This is a genomic window from Duganella fentianensis (assembly GCF_009857835.1).
In the GTDB taxonomy this organism is placed as follows: Bacteria; Pseudomonadota; Gammaproteobacteria; order Burkholderiales; family Burkholderiaceae_D; genus Rugamonas; species Rugamonas fentianensis.
On the sequence record NZ_WWCL01000003.1, the window covers coordinates 149,587 to 168,505 of the forward strand.

The 18,919-nt window shown below is 62.2% G+C and carries 13 protein-coding genes; 5 read left to right on the plus strand and 8 right to left on the minus strand.

Features of this window, described 5'->3' with window-relative positions; all coding sequences use genetic code 11:
• Positions 1 to 117: 117 nt before the first annotated feature.
• The gene (locus tag GTP23_RS13720; RefSeq protein ID WP_155435763.1) at positions 118 to 561 is read right to left on the minus strand and encodes an SRPBCC family protein; all 444 of its coding nucleotides are present in this window, start codon (positions 559 to 561) and stop codon (positions 118 to 120) included.
• Between the two features lie 113 nt (positions 562 to 674).
• On the opposite strand from GTP23_RS13720, the gene GTP23_RS13725 reads away from it, so the two are divergent.
• Positions 675 to 1,142 carry a heme-degrading domain-containing protein gene (locus GTP23_RS13725; protein ID WP_161035706.1) on the plus strand — a complete coding sequence of 156 codons (468 nt, stop codon included), beginning with the start codon at positions 675 to 677 and terminating at the stop codon, positions 1,140 to 1,142.
• 68 nt (positions 1,143 to 1,210) lie between these two features.
• Here the strand turns inward: GTP23_RS13725 and GTP23_RS13730 are convergent, their stop codons facing one another.
• The 4 genes from GTP23_RS13730 to GTP23_RS13745 form a co-directional block, all read right to left on the minus strand.
• Positions 1,211 to 1,423 (minus strand): SlyX family protein, encoded by a 213-nt coding sequence (locus GTP23_RS13730; protein WP_161035707.1) that lies wholly within the window; start codon positions 1,421 to 1,423, stop codon positions 1,211 to 1,213.
• Between the two features lie 46 nt (positions 1,424 to 1,469).
• The gene (locus GTP23_RS23025) at positions 1,470 to 3,113 is read right to left on the minus strand and encodes a methyl-accepting chemotaxis protein (protein WP_308494806.1); all 1,644 of its coding nucleotides are present in this window, start codon (positions 3,111 to 3,113) and stop codon (positions 1,470 to 1,472) included.
• Positions 3,114 to 3,168: 55 nt separating this feature from the next.
• Positions 3,169 to 3,633, minus strand: coding sequence for a cache domain-containing protein (locus tag GTP23_RS13740; RefSeq protein WP_161035708.1), 465 nt, complete (start codon positions 3,631 to 3,633; stop codon positions 3,169 to 3,171).
• A gap of 188 nt (positions 3,634 to 3,821) precedes the next feature.
• Entirely contained in the window at positions 3,822 to 5,882 is a 2,061-nt protein-coding gene (locus GTP23_RS13745) for a UvrD-helicase domain-containing protein (protein ID WP_161035709.1), read from the minus strand.
• Positions 5,883 to 6,013: 131 nt separating this feature from the next.
• Between GTP23_RS13745 and GTP23_RS13750 the strand changes: the two genes are divergently transcribed.
• Positions 6,014 to 6,496, plus strand: coding sequence for an SRPBCC family protein (locus GTP23_RS13750; protein ID WP_161035710.1), 483 nt, complete (start codon positions 6,014 to 6,016; stop codon positions 6,494 to 6,496).
• Here the strand turns inward: GTP23_RS13750 and GTP23_RS13755 are convergent, their stop codons facing one another.
• A complete protein-coding gene (locus tag GTP23_RS13755; RefSeq protein WP_161035711.1) occupies positions 6,497 to 7,504 on the minus strand; it encodes an HD-GYP domain-containing protein in 1,008 nt (335 codons plus the stop codon).
• Positions 7,505 to 7,723: 219 nt separating this feature from the next.
• On the opposite strand from GTP23_RS13755, the gene GTP23_RS13760 reads away from it, so the two are divergent.
• Positions 7,724 to 8,614: an ArgP/LysG family DNA-binding transcriptional regulator gene (locus GTP23_RS13760; RefSeq protein ID WP_161035712.1), complete on the plus strand. Its 891-nt coding sequence runs from the start codon at positions 7,724 to 7,726 to the stop codon at positions 8,612 to 8,614.
• Positions 8,615 to 8,621: 7 nt separating this feature from the next.
• On the opposite strand, the gene GTP23_RS13765 is transcribed toward GTP23_RS13760, so the two are convergent.
• Together GTP23_RS13765 and hemE are read right to left on the minus strand one after the other, a co-directional pair.
• Positions 8,622 to 10,655 (minus strand): primosomal protein N', encoded by a 2,034-nt coding sequence (locus GTP23_RS13765; protein WP_161035713.1) that lies wholly within the window; start codon positions 10,653 to 10,655, stop codon positions 8,622 to 8,624.
• Between the two features lie 783 nt (positions 10,656 to 11,438).
• Positions 11,439 to 12,518 (minus strand): uroporphyrinogen decarboxylase, encoded by a 1,080-nt coding sequence (hemE, locus tag GTP23_RS13770; RefSeq protein ID WP_155435755.1) that lies wholly within the window; start codon positions 12,516 to 12,518, stop codon positions 11,439 to 11,441.
• A 123-nt stretch (positions 12,519 to 12,641) separates the two neighbouring features.
• Between hemE and GTP23_RS13775 the strand changes: the two genes are divergently transcribed.
• Positions 12,642 to 14,609 carry a S9 family peptidase gene (locus GTP23_RS13775; protein ID WP_161035714.1) on the plus strand — a complete coding sequence of 656 codons (1,968 nt, stop codon included), beginning with the start codon at positions 12,642 to 12,644 and terminating at the stop codon, positions 14,607 to 14,609.
• Between the two features lie 6 nt (positions 14,610 to 14,615).
• On the plus strand, positions 14,616 to 18,782 hold the full coding sequence (locus GTP23_RS13780) for a DEAD/DEAH box helicase (RefSeq protein ID WP_161035715.1): 4,167 nt from the start codon (positions 14,616 to 14,618) through the stop codon (positions 18,780 to 18,782).
• Positions 18,783 to 18,919: the final 137 nt, after the last annotated feature.

Genomic DNA, 18,919 nt, shown 5'->3' on the forward strand with positions numbered 1-18,919 from the left:
TCAGTGGTTTGCGGTACCACAGTGCAACATTGCAAAAGAAAGGCTGGCGCGCAGCGAGCTTACGACTCTCTCGCTGCGCGCCAGCCTGTTGGCTAGCTTATTGCCCGAGGCTGCGCTTTACTGGGGAATTTCCGGCTCCACCAGCTGGGCCAGCAGGGCCAGCGATTCCTGCCAGCCCAGATAGCAGGCTTCAGGCGGGATCACTTCCGGCACGCCCTGCTGCACCACGGCCATCTCCGTGCCGCAGAACACGCTGCGCAGGGCGATGGTGGTCTGCATCTGGCCGGGCAGATTGGGATCGTCGAAGCTGGCCGTGTAGATCAGTTTTTCGTTCGGCACCAGTTCCAGATACTCGCCGCCGAAGGCGTGCGTATTGCCACTGGCAAAATGGGTAAAGGACATGCGGTAGCTGCCGCCCACACGCGCATCGAGGCCATGCACCTTGCCGCTAAAGCCATGCGGCGGCAGCCACTTGGCCAGTGCGTCGGCATCCAGAAACGCCCGGTAGATACGCTCGGCCGGGGCGCGCATTACGCGGTGCAGCTTGATAGTATGGGTCATGGTTCTGCTCCAGTAGGATACGGTGGAAGGCCATCAGGCTGCCCCGCGCCACCTGACCGGCGCAGCAGCTTTACGCTACACTGCCAGCCTGATGAAAGCTACAGGACTACATGATGGAAAACGAAGCTGAACTGCTGGCGACTCTGGCGCAGCAGGAAAACGCACTGCAATTTACCACTTTCAGCAGCGATACGGCGCTCGCGCTGGGTCTGAAAGTGATAGAACTGGCCCGGCAGCGGCAGAAAAGTGTCACGGTGCAGATCAGCGTGAACGGCAAGCAGGTATTCCAGCATGCCATGCAGGGCTGCACGGCCGATCAGGCCGACTGGATACGGCGCAAGAGCAATGTGGTGCTGCGCTTTGGCCGCAGCTCGTATGCGGTGGGCTGCGACTATCGCCAGCGCGGTGTGGCCTTCGACCAGCAGAAGCATCTGCCGGCGGAAGAGTACGCGGCCTTCGGTGGTGCCTTCCCCATCCTGTTGCGCGGCACGGGCATGATAGGCACGGCCGCCGTTTCCGGCCTGCGTCAGGCCGAGGACCATGCGCTGCTGGTGGAGGCGCTGGAAGCCGTGCTGCGCTAATACGGCAGGCAGCCGCCGGCTCGCTGGCGCGCGCCCAGCTGGTGCGCGGCTTGTGTCTGGCGTACGGCCTAGTAGTGCGGGGGCGGTTCGTGCGCCAGCGGGGCGGCGCCCGCATTGCGCGCCTGATCGCGCACATGCTGCACCAGCAGATTGCATAGCTGCTCGAGCTTGTCGATCTGCTGCTGCTGTTCGTAGACGCGCTGGTTCAGCGCTTCCACCAGATGTTCCTGATGGGCCAGTTTGATTTCTAGGTCGATAAATCGGTCTTCAGTGTTGCTCACGGCATGCTCCCGGCTGGAAAGCATGCATTCTACCGGCTCCGCCGCTTCAGGACTTGGCAATCGCCAGCCGCTTGCCGGCGCCGGCTGGGCCACGCCGCTGTAACAGGGTAGGCGCGCTGGCCACGGCAGCTGTCGCCACCGCGTCCGGCACACTGCTGGCGCCTGCCGAAGCGGGCAGCTGGAAGCTGCTGACGGCCTTGAGCAGTTCATGCGCCTGCTCGCGCATGCTTTGCGCCGCCGCGGCCGCCTGTTCCACCAGTGCCGCGTTACGCTGGGTCAGGTCGTCCATTTCCGTGATGGCGCTGTTGACCTCCTCGATGCCCTGAGTCTGGCGGCGGCTGGCCACGCTGATGTCGTTCATGATTTCCGTCACATGGCGTACCGAGGTCACGATATTGCCCATGGTCTGGCCCGCCGTATCGGCCAGCTTGCTGCCGGTTTCCACCTTGGCCACCGAGTCGTCGATCAAGTCCTTGATTTCGCGCGCAGCCTGCGCCGAGCGCTGCGCCAGCCCGCGCACTTCCGTCGCCACCACGGCAAAGCCGCGGCCCTGCTCGCCGGCACGGGCCGCTTCTACCGCCGCATTCAGCGCCAAAATATTGGTCTGGAAAGCGATCGAATCGATCAGCGAAATGATGTCGACCACGCGTGCCGAGCTTTCCTTGATGGAGGCCATGGTGCCCACCATCTGCTCCATCACCTGCCCGCCCTGCACGGCCACATCGGAAGCGGACACCACCAGCTGGTTGGCCTGCTGGGCGTGATCGGCATTCTCGCGCACGGTGTCGGTCAGCTCGTGCATGGAGGCCGCCGTTTCTTCCAGCGAGCTGGCCTGCGATTCCGTGCGGGCCGACAGGTCGGCATTTCCTTGCGCGATTTCGCTGGCTTCCTGGGTGATCGTATGGCCGGCCGTGCGGATATCCGTCAGCAGATGGGTCCAGTTATCGATCACCGTGCTCAGGGCACGCGACAGCGCGCCCATTTCATCGTCGCGCCGCATCTCCACCGGCGTGGCCAGATCGCCGGCCGCCAGCCGCTCGGCAGCGGCACAGGCATCGGCGATAGGATGCAGCACGGCGCGGGTGATGGCGCCGGTCAGCGCCAGCAGCACCAGCGAGCCTACACCCATCACAATCAGAATTATCCATACGGCGCGGCTATCGGCCGTCTTGGCGTCCTGCAGCGACAAGTCAGCCTGTTTGTTCAGATTGCCCACCACTTTTTCCAGCACGGCGCGCATCTTCTGGTACTGGCTGTCGGCGCTCTGCATGGCGGCCACACCCGTGTTGGCATCCATCGATGCCAGATCGAGCGCCTGTGCGACACCGGCGCGGTAGGCTGCCAGCATGGGCAGGGCTAGCGCTGCCTCGTTGGCACCCGTCATATCCTTGAGCCGGCCAAGCTCGCTGGCGACCTTATCGAGCTCGCCCGAAGTCTGTTTGCCGAAGCTGGCCAGCTCTGCTTCCGTGAGACTGCCGGCAATGGCGATTTTTGCGTAACTTGCAGAATGAATTTGACCTAGCACATTACTTTGCTGGCTGGCCGTTCGTAGCGCCACGAAGGTACTATCTTTCAAGTCCTGTATCCGGCCTTCGTTATCCTGCATAGAAGAGTAAGACACGGTACCGAGGAACATCAGGCAGGCTAATGCCGCTGCTGGCACGACCAGCAATTTATGTGCGATCTTCAAGGTCTATCCATCCAAAAACGATGCGCGCCGCAGCGCGGCGCGCAGGCACCAAGAATCAAAGATAAATGCCGCCGCAAACTACCGTATCGTTGAGCTTCTCGCAGTACATCTGCTTGGGCTCGATCTTCTTGTTTTCCGGATTGGTGAACTTATAGTCCTGCCAGAACGTGCCCTTGGATTTACCCAGTTCGACCCGCTCTTTCACAAAGGCTTTGCCGTCGATATCCTTCAGATCGATCAGATTCTTGCCTACCATTTTGGCATTGCTGCCATGCGCCAGCACCGTGCCGTCGAGCCGGTACACGACGATGTACAGATCATGCAGGATGAACTGCGGCGCCTTGGCAGTGAAGTCGCCATAGGCCTTGGCGTCTCCTTCTTTCTTGATATGCGCCACGGCTTTTTTGACCATGGCTTCGGCATCGGCACGGGTGGCACCACCTTCGGCAGCGTGGAGAGACGGCACCAGCGCGCAAGCAGCCACAGCCAATGCCAGACGGAGGGAAGTAGTCTTTAGCATGATTTCTCTTTTTGTAATGGAATCAGGATGAAAGTTGACGTGCATTAACATTTGCACGACGACTTCATACTAGTCCTGTTCTTCCACCCGTGCACAGAGGGCACCGTGAATTGTGTCGGCGCGGCGCGTTTTTACAACATCCGCGCAACACTTAAATCAGCATTATTGGTGTAACCGACATGATTGCTTCAGGCCTTGGGGGTGGCCAGCAATTCCTTCATTCTTGCCAGCCGCTCTTTGGGGGTCAGCACTTCGGATTCGGTCGGCACGGCCGTGCCCACATCGAGTGCCATTTCCTTGATGAAGCGGGAAGGATCGCAGTGCACCAGCTCGCCGGCGCGCTTGCGTTTCTTGCACCAGCTGATGTGCAGCGTGCGCTGGGCCCGGGTAATGCCCACGTACATCAGGCGGCGTTCTTCCTGCACCCGCGCGGCGATCTGCTCGGCCGGCGCGTCGGCATCGCCCTTGTGCGGCAGGATGCCTTCTTCCACCCCCACCAAAAATACATGGGGATATTCCAGCCCTTTCGACGCATGCAGGGTGGACATGCGCACCGCATCGGGGTCTTCGTCCTGCCCTTCCAGCATGGACATCAGCGCCACCATCTGGGTCAGTTCCAGCACATTCTTTTCGTCGCCATCGCGGTCCTTGCCACCGCGGCCACGTTCCTTGAGCCAGTTGGTGAATTCCAGCACGTTCTGCCATTTGCTCTGGGCCGCGCGCTCGTCGAACATATCGTACAGATAGGATTCGTAATTGATGGCTTCCAGCAGATCATCCAGCACCTGCGCCGCATTGTCGCCACTGCCGCCGGGGCCGGGCCGGCTGGCGCGCGCTTCCAGATCGTTGATGAAGTTGCAGAACTCGCGCAGCGGACGCAGCTGCTTTTCCGCCAGCAGCGCTTCGATGCCGCCCTTGAACACGGCTTCAAACAGCGAGCACTGCCACTGGCCCGAGAAAGTGCCCAGCGTTTCCAGCGTGGACTGGCCCACCCCGCGCCGTGGCGTAGTGACGGCGCGGATGAAGGCCGGATCATCGTCGGTATTGGCCAGCAGGCGCAGATAGCTGATGATGTCCTTGATTTCCGCCTTGTCGAAGAAGCTCTGGCCGCCCGAGATGGTGTAGGGAATGCGCTCCTTGCGCAGGCATTGCTCGATCACGCGGGCCTGATGGTTGCCGCGGTACAGAATGGCGTAGTCGGACCACTTGTTCTTGCGCTCGAAATGGTCGGCCGAAATCATGATGGCCACCTGCTCGGCTTCCTGATCGTCATTGGCCATGCCCAGCACCTTGATCGGTTCGCCCAGCCCGTGCTCGGACCACAGCGATTTCTCGAACAGCTTGGGGTTGTTGCCGATCACGGCATTGGCCGCCTGCAGGATGCGCGTGGTGGAGCGGTAGTTCTGCTCCAGCTTGATCACGGCCAGATCGGGGAAATCCGTCTGCAGGGTTTTCAGGTTTTCCACCGAAGCACCGCGCCATGCGTAGATGGCCTGATCGTCATCGCCCACGGCAGTGAACATGGGTTTCTTGCCCAGCCCCGTCACCATCAGCTTGACCAGCTCGTACTGGCAGGTATTGGTGTCCTGATACTCGTCCATCAGCAGGTAGCGCAGGCGGCGCTGCCATTTGTCGCGGATAGGTTCGTTGTTGCGGAACAGTTCTACCGGCAGGCGGATCAGATCATCGAAATCCACCGCCTGATAGGCCGACAGCGTGGCCACATAGCTGGCGTAGATACGGGCCGACTGGGCCTGGTCTTCATCCCTGGCCTGCTGCAGCGCCAGCACGGGATCGATCAGACCGTTCTTCCACAGCGAGATATCGGTCTGGATGCGGCGCACGATCTGCTTGTCCGTGGTGATGGCCAGATCCTGGATCAGCGAGCCGCAGTCATCGCTATCGATGATGGAAAAGCGGTCTTTCAGGCCCACCCCGTTGGCTTCCTGCCGCAGGATCTTCACGCCCAGCGAGTGGAAGGTGGATACGGTCAGCTGCTTGGCCTGACGCGGCTGCTTGAGCAGCTTGGCGATACGCTCCTGCATTTCCAGCGCCGCCTTGTTGGTAAAGGTCAGCGCGGCAATGGTACGGGGGTCGTAGCCACGGTCTTCGATCAGGTGGGCGATTTTCTGCGTGATCACGCGGGTCTTGCCCGAGCCGGCGCCGGCCAGCACCAGACAGGGGCCGTCCAGATAGGTCACGGCCTCGCTTTGCGGAACATTCAGGCCGAACATGGGGGCTTTGGACATCGGATCAGGCTCTTGCGGGGAAAATCAGAATCGCATTGTAGCAGCCCGCAGGAACGGTCCGGACAAGCTAGGGATACTTGCGTTACCATGCAGGATCGAGGTGCTTGCGCCTGACCTGAAACACAAAGATCATGAAATTCGAACATCTGATAGAAATTAACGACCCGCTCAATCCCCTGCTCGATCCCCTGAGCGTGGAACAACTGTGGCGCGGTCTGGTGCTGCGGGCTGAATCGCCGCAGCTATTCATGCCCCATCTCGATGAATGCCTGATCGACGAGCGCAGCGTGGAAGGCTTGCGCCGCCGTTTGCGCTACGGCGAGCTGGTGGTGGAAGACCGGGTCGAGTTCGAGCCCATGCGGCAAGTACGCTATCTGATCGCGGCGCAGGGTGAAATCAGCGCTTCCAGCCTGATCATGAGCATCGAAAGCCCGACCGAAGGTTCGCTGTTCGTGCGCTTCCAGTATGACGATGGCCACGATGCCGCCACCGATGCGGCCAACAGCATGTATGACGATTACCGCCGCTCGGCCTACCATGCGGCCGATCTCGATACCATCCGCGTGCTGCGCGATATGGCCGAGCAGGGCCGGCTGGATTCGCTGCTAAACTGATCAGGCGGCCGCGCGCCCGCCCCACACCTGTTCCATACGCAGCGGTGGCGCCTGCAGGGCTGCCGCCTGGGCCGTGGTGAGCGCATCGCGGATGCCGTGCACGCCGGCGCGGGTGTCACGCGGTTCGCTGCGCGCCAGCGGCCCGCTGCGCGGGCACAGTATGGTTTCCACCTGCGGCGTGGTCGATTGCACGCCGCGCCTTGCCACCACCGCCACTTCACCGTTCAGCAGACGCACATAGGTGCCTACCGGGTAGATGCCCAGCGCGCGGATCAGCATGGGCGCCAGATTGCCATCCACGGTGACATTGGCATCGAGCAGCAGATCGCGCAGGGCCAGATTCGGTGCCATGGTCTTGCGGTAGGCGCGCTCGCTGACGCGCGCGCAATAGCGGTCGGCCAGCGCCAGCAGCCTTGCCAGCGGCGGGATCTGGGCGCCCGATTTACGCAGCGGATAACCGCTGCCATCTTCATTCTCGTGGTGGTGCAGCACGCATTCCAGCCAGCGGGCATCGTCGATGCCGGCCGCGCGCAGCAATTGCACGCCGCGCTCGCAATGATTGAGCACCATGGCGCGGTCGCTGCTGCACAGCTCCTCGCTGCATTCCTGCAGGCGCTGGTGCTGGGCCAGCATGCCCACATTCATGGTCAGGGCGGCCAGCGTCAGGCTGCGCACATCCTGTGCCGCCAGCTGGCGCGCCTGTCCCAGCAGATGGACGATGATGGCGCTGTTCAGGCTGTGACGTATGCTGTAGGACAGGCCTTGCTGGTTATGCAGGATAGCTGCCACGGCCACATCGGTATCCACCGCCACCGCCTTGGCCACCAGACCGGCGACCATCTCCAGCCGTGCCACCACATCGTGCGGCGCCGCGCCGTGTTCGATCAGCGGCAGCAGCGCTGCAAGCTGCTGGCCGGCGGCATTGAGTTTGCGTACGGCCGACGCCGGCACGCTGCTCTGGCCGCTGTAATCTTCGTGATCGGCCGCCGTCACTTTACGTATATTCATTGCTGTTAATAGAAAGCCACCGAGTTCGCAGCATACGACGTTTTTTAGTGACAATGTGTGAGAATGTTGTATTTTTGCACTGCATTTTCACCGACGCATTACCGGCTGAGGGGCAGGCCTGTGGCGTCGCAGTGCAACAGGCCGATACTGAATTCATGTACGCAGAGGGCAACTAGTATTAGTATCACTTATTGTTTTGGATATTTATAAGTGCAGCTTATGGGAACTCTCGATTACCGTGCACTGGCTGTACTCGATGCGGTCGTCAGTCAGGGCAGCTTCGAAAAAGCTGCCCTGGCGCTGGGCATCAGTCAGTCGGCCGTGTCGCAACGCATCAAGGCGCTCGAAGATGCCGCTGGCCGCCTGCTGATCATCCGTGGCCAGCCAGCCGTACCCACAGGGCTGGGCATGCGGCTGGTATCGCACCACCGCAGTGTGCGCCTGATGGAAGCAGCGCTCGACATTGATCTGGGCCACAGCACCAGCATGCCGGAAATTGCCCTCGCGGTGGATGGCGCCAGCCTGGGCACATGGTTTCCCCTCTGCCTGCAGCCGCTACTGTCGCCGCCGCGCTGCCAGCTGAAGATCCATAGCGCACCACGCGAACAGGCCCTGCAACTGATACAGGAAGGCAGCGTATTCGGCGCCATCCTGCCCGCCAGCCACGGCGCGCTGCCGGCCAGCGGTGCCGACATCACGCCACTGGGCAAGCTGCGCTATGTCTGCGTGGCCACGCCGGCATTTGCCGCCCACTGGTTCGGTGACGGCTACTCCATCGAAGCGGCGCGGCTGGCGCCTGCCATCGTCAGCGACGCCGAGCTGATGGCCGGCTATCTGCACCAGACGCTTGGCCTGCAGGGCGCTTACCCGCACCACAGCATGCCGCCCTCGGCGGCCAGCACGGAATGCCTGTACGGCAGCCTGGGCTACGGCCTGATGCCGCTGCTGCAAGTGTCCGCAGCGCTGGCGGCGGAGCGGCTGGTGGAACTGACGCCGGGCCAGCCCGTCGATGTGGCATTGGAATGGCACGCCTGGAATCTGGATACGCCGTTCACTCGTGCCCTCAGCGAGCAGATCATCAGTACCGCCAGACGCTACCTGCTGCAGTAAAACCGGCTCAGATATCCACCGGATCGACTTCGAGCGACCACTTGACGCGGGTTTTCACCGTGCGCAGCAGGTGTAGCCACTCCTTGAGGAAGGCTTGCAGCAGCGGGCGCGAGGCCGCTTCCAGCAGCAGCTGGGCACGATCGACATTGTGCACCCGCGTCATGCTCATGGGGATGGGGTCGTGCAGCGTGACGTCGGGGTGGGCCAGCAGATCGCGCGCCTGCGTCAGGAATTCGACAGCCGTGGCCAGCTCCGGCGCCTCCGCGCGCAGCAGCGCCTGATACAGGAAGGGCGGCAAGGCAGCCTGCTGGCGTTCTTCCAGCAGAGCCGTGGCGAAATTATCGTAGTCATGCCGCACCACCGAGCCATATAGCGGATGCTGGGGATAACGGGTCTGGATCAGCACTTCGCTGACGCTGCCGCCCGCGCTCTGGCCCGCCCGTCCGGCCCGTCCGGCCACCTGCATCAGCTGGGCAAACAGGCGTTCGCTGGCGCGATAGTCCTGCGAGAACAGCGCCGTGTCGGGGTTGAGGATGCCGACCAGCGTGAGGTTTTTGAAATCATGGCCTTTGGCCACCATCTGGGTACCGATCAGGATATCCACTTCGCCTCTGTGCACACTATCGAACGCCGCCTGCGCGCTGCCCTTGCGCCGGGTCGAATCGGCATCGATGCGCAGAATGCGCGCGTCAGGGAACAGTTGCTGCAAGCCTTCTTCTACCCGCTGGGTGCCGCGTCCCAGCGGCTGCAGGTCGACATTGCCGCAATCGGGGCAGTGGCGGGGAATGCGCATCTCGAGGCTGCAATGGTGGCAGCGCAGCCGGTGCTCGGGACGGTGCAGCACCATGTAGGCCGTGCAGCGGTGGCAGTTGCTGATCCAGCCGCAGGCTTCGCAGCAGATCACGGGTGCGTAGCCGCGCCGGTTGAGGAACAGCAGCGACTGTTCGCCGCGCTCCATGCGCAGGCGCAGCGCCGCCACCAGCGCCGAGGTCAGGCCATCCTGCGGCTTGTCGCGCTCCATATCGAGCAGGCTGATGCGGGGTAGCACGGCATTCTGCACAGCGCGCTCGCGCAGCGTCAGCAAACGGTAGCGACCCGACTGGGCATGCTGCCAGCTTTCCAGCGAAGGCGTGGCGGAACCGAGCACGATGGGAATATCGAGCTGGCGCGCGCGCCACACGGCCAGATCGCGTGCCGAATAACGCAAGCCTTCCTGCTGCTTGTAGGACGGGTCATGCTCTTCGTCGATGACGATCAGCTTGAGTGCCGGCAGCGACGCGAGGATGGCCAGCCGGGTACCCAGCACGATGCGGGCGCGGCCCTGATGGGCAGCCAGCCAGTGCAGCATACGTTCGCCTTCGGACAGGCTGCTGTGCAGGGTGGCCAGCATCACGCCGGGGAAGCGCGCGCGGATATTGCCTTCCAGCTGGGGCGTCAGATTAATTTCCGGCACCAGTATCAGAATCTGGCCGTCCGGCTCGCGTGCCAGCACTTGGGCGCAGGCTTGCAGATAGACTTCCGTCTTGCCGCTGCCCGTGACCCCGTGCAGCAAGGTCGGCAAATAACCCTGTGCGCCGCCTATGGCGTCGGCCGCCTGCTGCTGGGCCGGATTCAGCGCCGGCACATTGAGCGGCGTGCCGTCATGCGCGGTATCGAGCTTGGCGAGTTTCTTCAGAGCACGATCAAGTGCCACGGTGGTGGGCAGACGGGTATTCTTGGGCAGGCCGGGCAGCGCCACTTCACCGAGCGGGCGCTGATAATAGTCGGCCGCAAAGCCAGCCAGCGCCAGCCACTGGGGCGACAGGGGGCTGAGCTGGCTGCGCACAGCCAGCGCATCCTTGAGCTTGTCTTCAGGCACATCGCTACTGTCTGCCACGCCCACGATCAGGCCCGCCACTTCGCGCCGGCCAAACGGCACGAGGGCCAGTTGTCCGACCTGTGGCCGTTCTGCCGCTGCGCAGGGCCAGCGGTAATCGAACACGGCATGCAGCGGCGTATCGAGCACGATCTGCAAGATGCAATGGTTTAAAAGACCAGACATAGCTCCCGTTACAGTAGCGTCGCCGCGGTTCGGGAGCCTCGCCAGACCCACACCACTTCAACTATTTGATGTATCCACAGTTTTTGTGGATAACTTTGTGGACAAAGGAATCTTAATCCCCAGAAACGTGCACAGACAAGCTTGATGCCCCGTAAACTGGCTAAAAATTCACAATTATTCCTATTTAAAATCAAGCACTTACAAAATGCTTCCTAGGAGAGAAAAAATCATCGCTGTGACCTCCCTGCTGTGCATAAGTGCAGTATTTAGAAAAAATTTTTTGCCGAAATCAAGCACTTTTTGCACAGGGTGAGGCAATACTGCACAGCAGCATAAGGCCGCGTTGCCGGCGAATTCTACACATGCCTCAACGACAAGGTTTGTGCTCTCACAACTTCCTCAAAGTCATCGTATCACTGCCTAAAAATCGTGCAATGCAACATGAACTTCAGGAAAAACCACAACATTATGGCTAAGTCACGGTTTACTAAGTACTTTTATTTTTTATCCACAGTTTTTGTGGATAACTTTGTGGACAATGAACAAATAAACCAGTTGAATTTCCGTTTCCGGGTTTACGACTTGCCAAAAGTTAATTATCGGCAAATAAATTTATCCATTTAAAATCAGTCACTTAGCAACCTGGCCGCTGTGGAAAGTTATACAGTGCTGGATATTTCCACAGCAGAAAAAAATGTGTATAAGTCGCTACAGATTTCTTCTATACACCAATGAAAAAGGGCACGTTTCCTCACGAAACGTGCCCTCTGTTAGCAAACTACCTTAGGCGCGCTGGGCTTTGCTGTAGCTGTGGACAGTTTCCACCATGGCCGCCACATTTTCCGGCGCGGTGAACTGGGAAATGCCGTGGCCCAGATTGAATACGTGGCCGTGGCCGGCCGACGGCTTGCCGTAGGCATCCAGCACCTTGCGCACTTCGGCCTGCACCTGCTCCGGGCTGGCCAGCAGGATGGCCGGGTCCAGATTACCCTGCAGAGCCACCTTGTCGCCCACCTGCTGGCGTGCCTTGGTCAGATTGACGGTCCAGTCCAGACCGACGGCATCGGCGCCGATGTCGGCGATCTGCTCGATCCACAGGCCGCCGCCCTTGGTGAACACGATGGCCGGAATCTTCACGCCGTCTTTTTCGCGCTTCAGCTGCGACACCACCTGCTGCATGTACTGCAGCGAGAATTCCTGATAGGCGCCATCGGCCAGCGCACCGCCCCACGAATCGAAGATCATCACGGCCTGTGCACCCGCGTCGATCTGGGCATTCAGGTAATCGGCCACCGACTTGGCGTTGATGCGCAGGATGTGGTGCATCAGTTCCGGACGGTTGTACAGCATCTTCTTGATGGTGTGGAACTCGCGCGAACCCTGACCTTCTACCATATAGCAAGCCAGCGTCCACGGGCTGCCGGAGAAGCCGATCAGCGGCACGCGGCCATTGAGTTCCGTACGGATCTGGGTCACGGCCTTGAACACGTAGTCGAGCGAGCCTTCGGCCGGTTCGCGCAGGGCCATCACATCGGCTTCGGTTTTCAGCGGACGCTGGAACTTCGGTCCTTCGCCTTCGACGAAGTACAGGCCCAGACCCATGGCATCCGGCACCGTCAGAATATCGGAGAACAGGATGGCAGCATCGAGCGGATAGCGGTCGATAGGCTGCAGCGTCACTTCCGTGGCGTAGTCGGAATTGGTGGCCAGGCCCATGAAGGAGCCGGCTTTCTGGCGCGTGGCGCGGTATTCAGGCAGGTAGCGCCCCGCCTGACGCATCAGCCACACAGGCGTGTAATCGGTCGGCTGGCGCAACAACGCGCGCAAGAAGTTGTCATTCTGGAGCGGGGCAAATTGTGGCATGGGTAGCAATCGAAAGCGGTGAAACGGCTATTATGACATCCCGCGCGGGCTTTTTTGCTGGATGATCGTCGCGCGATTCACTATCATGCCTAGCACTGTGCAATTCCCCCTCCCGGAGCCCCCATGAGCAACACTATCCTCCCCGTCGCGCCTGTCATACCATTCGGCGCATGGCCATCGACCATCAGCGCCGCACAGGTGGCGGCAGGGGCGACGCCGCTCTCGGGACTGATGCTGGGCGGGGCGGATGGCTGCGATATTTTCTGGCTGGCGGGACGGGCAGCGCAGGCGGGGCGCAGCGCCCTGCTGCGCTACCACGGCGTGCACGAGGAAGAAGTCACGCCCATGCCCTACAACGTGCGCAGCCGCGTGCACGAATATGGCGGCGGCGCCTATGCCGTCGATGGCGACGCCGTCTATTTCTCCCATTTCGCCGATAACCGCCTATACCGACTTGATCTGACAGCAGATGTGCCGGAACCGCAAGTGATTACGGCCGCCGGCAGCCAGCGCTTTGCCGATCTGGCAATAGACCGTCAGCGCGCCCGCCTGATCGCTGTGCGCGAACTGCATGGCGACGACCACGGCCAGCCACAGAACACTCTCTGCGCCATCAACCCCGACGGCAGCGAACAGGTGCTGGTGCAGGGTGCCGACTTCTATTCTTCGCCCCGCGTGGCGCCTGACGGCAGCGCGCTGGCCTGGCTAAGCTGGGATCACCCCGACATGCCATGGCAGGGCACCACCCTGTGGCTGGCCGCCATAGCTGCAGACGGCACGCTGGGTGAGCCGCGCCGGATTGCGGGCAGCCGCGAAGAATCGGTCTGCCAGCCCGAGTGGTCGCCGGACGGCCTGCTGCACTTCGTCTCCGACCGCAGCGGCTGGTGGAATCTGTACCGCCTGTGCCGCGATGGCCAGCGCACCGAGGGCCTGTGCCCGATGGAGGCCGAATTCGCCACCCCGCACTGGACCTTCGGTAACAGCATGTATGGCTTCCGCTCGGCCAGCGAAATCATCTGCACCTATATAGCCCAGGGCGTCAGCCATCTGGCGCGCCTGCTGCCTGCCAGTGGCAAGCTGGAAGCCATCGCCAACCCGTATGCGGAAATCCGCGAGCTGCGCGTGGCACCGGGCTATATCGCCATGCTGGCCGGCAGCCCCACCATCCCGCTGGAACTGGCGCGCATCGACTTCACCGAGGAAGGGGTGGAAATTCTGGCGCAGTCCATCGGCGATTTGCCAGAAGAGGCCTGCCTGTCCATCCCCACCAGCATCAGCTACCCGAGCGCTAACGGGCGCACGGCGCATGCCTTCTTCTACCCGCCATGCAATCCGGCCGTGCAGGCGCCGGCAGGCAGCAAGCCGCCCGTGATCGTCATCGGCCACGGCGGCCCCACCGGCATGACGGTGAATACCCTGAAGCTGGCCACCCAGTACTGGACCAGCCGAGGCTTCGGCGTGCTCGATGTGAACTATGGCGGCAGCACGGGCTTTGGCCGCGCCTACCGCGACCTGCTCAAAGGCCAGTGGGGCATCATCGATGTGGAAGACTGCGTGGCCGGTGCCCAGGCGCTGGTAGCACGCGGACTGGCCGACGAACAGCGCCTGATCATCCGTGGCAGCAGCGCGGGCGGGCTGACCACGCTGTGCGCGCTGACCTTCCACGACACCTTCAAGCTGGGCGCCAGCTACTACGGCGTGTCCGATCTGGCCGGCCTCGATGCGGATTCGCACAAATTCGAATCGCACTACAACGAATACCTGATCGCACCACAGCCCGCCGCTGCGGAACTGTACAAGGCGCGCTCGCCCATCCATCACACGGATAAGCTGTCCTGCCCGATGATTTTCTTCCAGGGGCAGGATGACAAGGTAGTGCCACCCAAGCAGTCGGAAATGATGGTGCAGGCGCTCAAGGCGCGCGGCGTACCGGTGGCCTATGTAGCGCTGGAAGGCGAAGGCCACGGCTTCCGCAAAGCCGATACCATCATCCGCACGCTGGAAGCGGAACTGTACTTCTACCAGCGCATGTTCGGCCTGCACGATGCCACGGCCAGCGCGCCCGTGCAGATCGATAACCTGCCGGACTAAGCCTGCATGAGTGACTCCATGCTGCTGGATGAATTTTCTGCACTGGCACCGCACGAGCAGATGATACTGGCGCAACTGGCGCTGATAGGCGAACCGGTAGGCCGCACTGCCTTGCTCGACCAGCTGGATTCGGCGCGGGTACTCGATGCGGCGCGCCGTCCGCTCACCGTGGCCAGTCTGGATCAGGCCATGCAAAGGCTGGAGCGGCTGGCCTTCATCAGCGTAGTGGTGGGACGCGGCTTTGTCTGCAACCCGAAGCTGCGCTGGCCCGCGCTGCGCGCCGCCATAACCCAGCACATGCTGGATGATCTGTGCCGCGCCTACGAAACGCTGGCACCGCTGCGCCAGACCTGGAACAGCATGGAGCCGCGCAGCTACCGCGCCGGCATCGCCCGCCTGCGCATGGGCTATCTGCGCGGCCACACACCGCAGCAGATCCAGCCCCTGCTGACCTTTTGTCTGGGCAGCTACGAAGCGGCGCAGCTACACCCCATACTGGAAATCTTCGGCCGCCCGTTCGAAGCGGAGATGCTGGCACAAGTCCACCCGCTGCTGCGCGACGATGTGCTGGTGGTGCTGCTGCAGGCCGCCCAGTATGCGATCGCTACCGCACCCACTATCCGGCTGTACTGCCAGCAGCACCAGCAAAATCAGCAGGCCGCAGGTGACGACATCAGCGCCGAACTACGCATGGCGCTGGCCGAAGACGCCATCCTGTGCAGCCGCTGCGACGAAGCCGAGCGCTATCTGGCCGGTACGGAAGGCTGGGAGAGCCAGTATCTGGCGGCCAGCGTACGGCTGCTGCGCGGCGACACCAGCGCGGCACTAAGCGGCTACGAAGCGGCACTGAAAATCCTGCGGCGCGAAACGGGCAAACGCACGCGTTTGTTCAGCGGCATAGGCAGCTATCTGTACATGCTGGCCCTGCTGCGCAGCGACGACGCCAAGCACCGCAAGGCTGCGGGCGCCTATCTGGAACTGGCCGTACGCGCAGGGCATAACCACGACAGCGCGATACACCAGCAGATCGATCTGCTGCGCCAGATCCGCGCTGGCACGCTAGCGGCAGAAGCGGCCGCCACGCTGGCATGGGGCAACCAGCTACAGACGCAGGTGTTCCAGTGCCTGCTGTATTTCTGGCTCTCGCTACCGCAACTGGCCGAACGGCGCGCCGAAATGGAAGATGCACTGGCCGCAGCGGAAGCGGCAGGCTATCTGCTGCTGGCCGGTCAGCTCGCCAGCCTGCTTGGTGCACTGGGCGACCGCACCCGTCAACAGCAGGCGCAGGCGCTGCGTGCGCAATTGGGGCTGTGTGATCTCTCTATCTGGTTCGAGCGGCAGGAAGCATGGCAGCGCCAGCTCACTGCGCTGATCAATCTGCAGCAACCGGCTAGCGCGGACAGCGGCAGTGGCGCGGCAAGGCTGGCATGGCTGCTGCGCTATGACAACCGCTACGGCCTGCATGAAATCAGCGCCGTCGAACAGAAGCGCGATGCGCGCGGTGCATGGAGCAAGGGCCGCGCCGTCAGCCTGAAACGGCTGCGCTTCGAGTCCGAACAGTTCGAGTACCTGACGCCGCAGGACATGCGCGCAGCGGAAGCCATCTCGGTCGCCCACCGCAACTACCACGCCAGCGGCCTCAGTTACGAAGTCGATCCGCAGCGCGCCGCACCGCTGCTGGTGGGCCACCCGCTGCTGTTCTGGGCCGACGCGCCGGACACGCGGGTAGAACTGCTGGCCGGAGCACCGGAACTGCTGATCACCAAGCAGGCTGGCAGCCTGGAGCTGCGGCTGCAGCCGCCGATACCCGACGATAGCGCGCTGGTCATCATCAGCCGCGAAACGCCTAACCGCCTGTGCGTGATCAGCATCCTCGACGAACATCGCCGCATCGCGGCCATCGTCGGCACCGGGCTGGTGGTGCCGGCACGCGCCGAGGCGCAGGTGCTGGAAGCCATCAGCGCCATGTCCAGCATGGTCACGGTGCAGTCGGAAATCGGTGGCGCCGCACCCGACATGCTGCAAGTGCCAGCCGACACCCGCTTGCACCTGCACCTGCTGCCCTACCAGCACGGCCTCAAGCTGCAGATACTGGTGCGGCCTCTGGCCAATGGCGCCTACTACGCGCCCGGTGCCGGTGCCGCCAATGTGATCGCGGAAATCGATGGCAAACCGGCCCGCGCCACGCGTGCACTGGCCGATGAAAAGGAAGCCGAGCGCCAGCTGATCGAACGCTGCCCCGTGCTGGGTGAAGCCGAGCAGGATCACGATGAATGGCTGCTTGGTCAGCCGGCCCTGTGTCTGCAACTGCTGGCTGAACTGCAGGAACTACCGGCCGACACACTGGTACTGGCATGGCCGGACGGCCAGCCATTCGCGTTGACGGCGCAAGCCAGCACGCGCCAGCTACGCCTCGCCATCAAGAGCAACAAGGACTGGTTTGCTGCCAGCGGTGAACTGCAGGTGGCGGAAGATCAGGTGATCGATCTGAAAACCCTGCTGGAACTGATGCGCAATAGCCAGAGCCGCTTTGTCGAACTGTCGGCAGGCCGCTATCTGGCGCTGACCGATGCGCTGCACCGCCGCCTGCAGCAAGTGGCGGCCTACGGCGAACTGCAGGGCGATGGCGTACGCCTGCACCCGCTGGCCGCCTTCTCGCTGGAAGAACTGGCCAGCGAAGTGGGCACGCTGAAGTCGGACAAGCGCTGGAAGCAGCATCTGGAACAGATGGCGGCACAGGCCGCGTTCCAGCCGCAACTGCCGTCCACCCTGCAGGCAGAACTGCGCGACTACCAGCTGGAAGGCTACAACTGGCTGGCGCGGCTGGCCCACTGGGGCGTGGGCGCCTGTCTGGCCGACGATATGGGCTTGGGCAAAACGCTGCAGGCACTGGCGCTGATCCTGTCACGCGCGCCGCAGGGGCCGACATTAGTAGTCGCGCCAACCAGCGTCTGCCTGAACTGGATCAGCGAAGCAGCCCGCTTTGCGCCCACGCTCAAGGTCCACCAGTTCGGCATTGGTGACCGTGCCGCCATGCTGGGCCAGTTACAGCCCTACGATGTGGTGGTCACCAGCTACGGCCTGCTGCAACTGGAAGCGGCCCGCTTCACTGGCGTGCAGTGGCACACCATCGTGCTCGATGAAGCGCAGGCCATCAAGAACGGCGCCACCAAGCGCTCGCAAGCCGTGATGGCATTGAAAGGCGATTTCCGCATGGTGGCCACCGGCACGCCGCTGGAAAACCATCTGGGCGAGTTGTGGAATCTGTTCCGCTTCATCAATCCCGGCCTGCTCGGCAATCTGGACCAGTTTAATCTGCGCTTTGCCGGACCGATCGAACGCCAGCAGGACCACCGCGCCGAAGTGGGCGCGCGCAAACGTCTGCGCCGTCTGATCCAGCCGTTCATGCTGCGCCGGACCAAGGCGCAGGTACTCAGCGAACTGCCGGCCCGCACGGAGATCACGCTGGAAGTCGATCTGTCACCGGAAGAAGCCACGCTATACGAATCGCTGCGCCGTGCTGCGCTGGAAAAGCTGGAACAGGTAGAAGGACCGGCCGAGAAGAAATCCATGCAGATACTGGCCGAAATCATGAAGCTGCGGCGCGCCTGCTGCAACCCGCAACTGGTGGCACCGGAACTGGGGCTGGCCAGCAGCAAGCTGGCCGCCTTCTCGCGTCTGCTGCTGGGCTTACTGGAAAACCGCCACAAGGTGCTGGTGTTCAGCCAGTTTGTCGACCATCTGGCCCTGATCCGCGCCCATCTGGACCAGCAGAACATCGCCTACCAGTATCTGGATGGAGCCACGCCCATGGCCGAGCGCAAGAAGCGCGTCGATCTGTTCCAGTCGGGTCAGGGCGAAGTTTTCCTGATCAGCTTAAAGGCGGGTGGCGTGGGCATCAACCTGACGGCGGCCGACTACGTGATCCACATGGACCCGTGGTGGAATCCGGCCGTGGAAGATCAGGCCTCGGACCGTGCCCACCGCATGGGCCAGCAGCGCCCTGTCACCATTTACCGGCTGGTGGCGCGCCATACCATCGAGGAAGGCATCGTCGAACTGCACCAGCATAAGCGCGATCTGGCCGATAGCCTGCTGGAAGGCGCCGATGTGTCGGGCCGCATGTCCGCCAGCGAAATGCTGGCCATGCTGCAGGAAGGCTTGCGCCGCTAATCTACCCGCAGCAATCAAGTAGCGCTGCCGTTACAAACGGAAGCGCGCAAACAGGCGATTTAATGATAATCTCCACCGCTTCGGTCCGGTACCCACCCGGGCCTATTTAGACAAGGCTGTTCACGATGATTAAAACC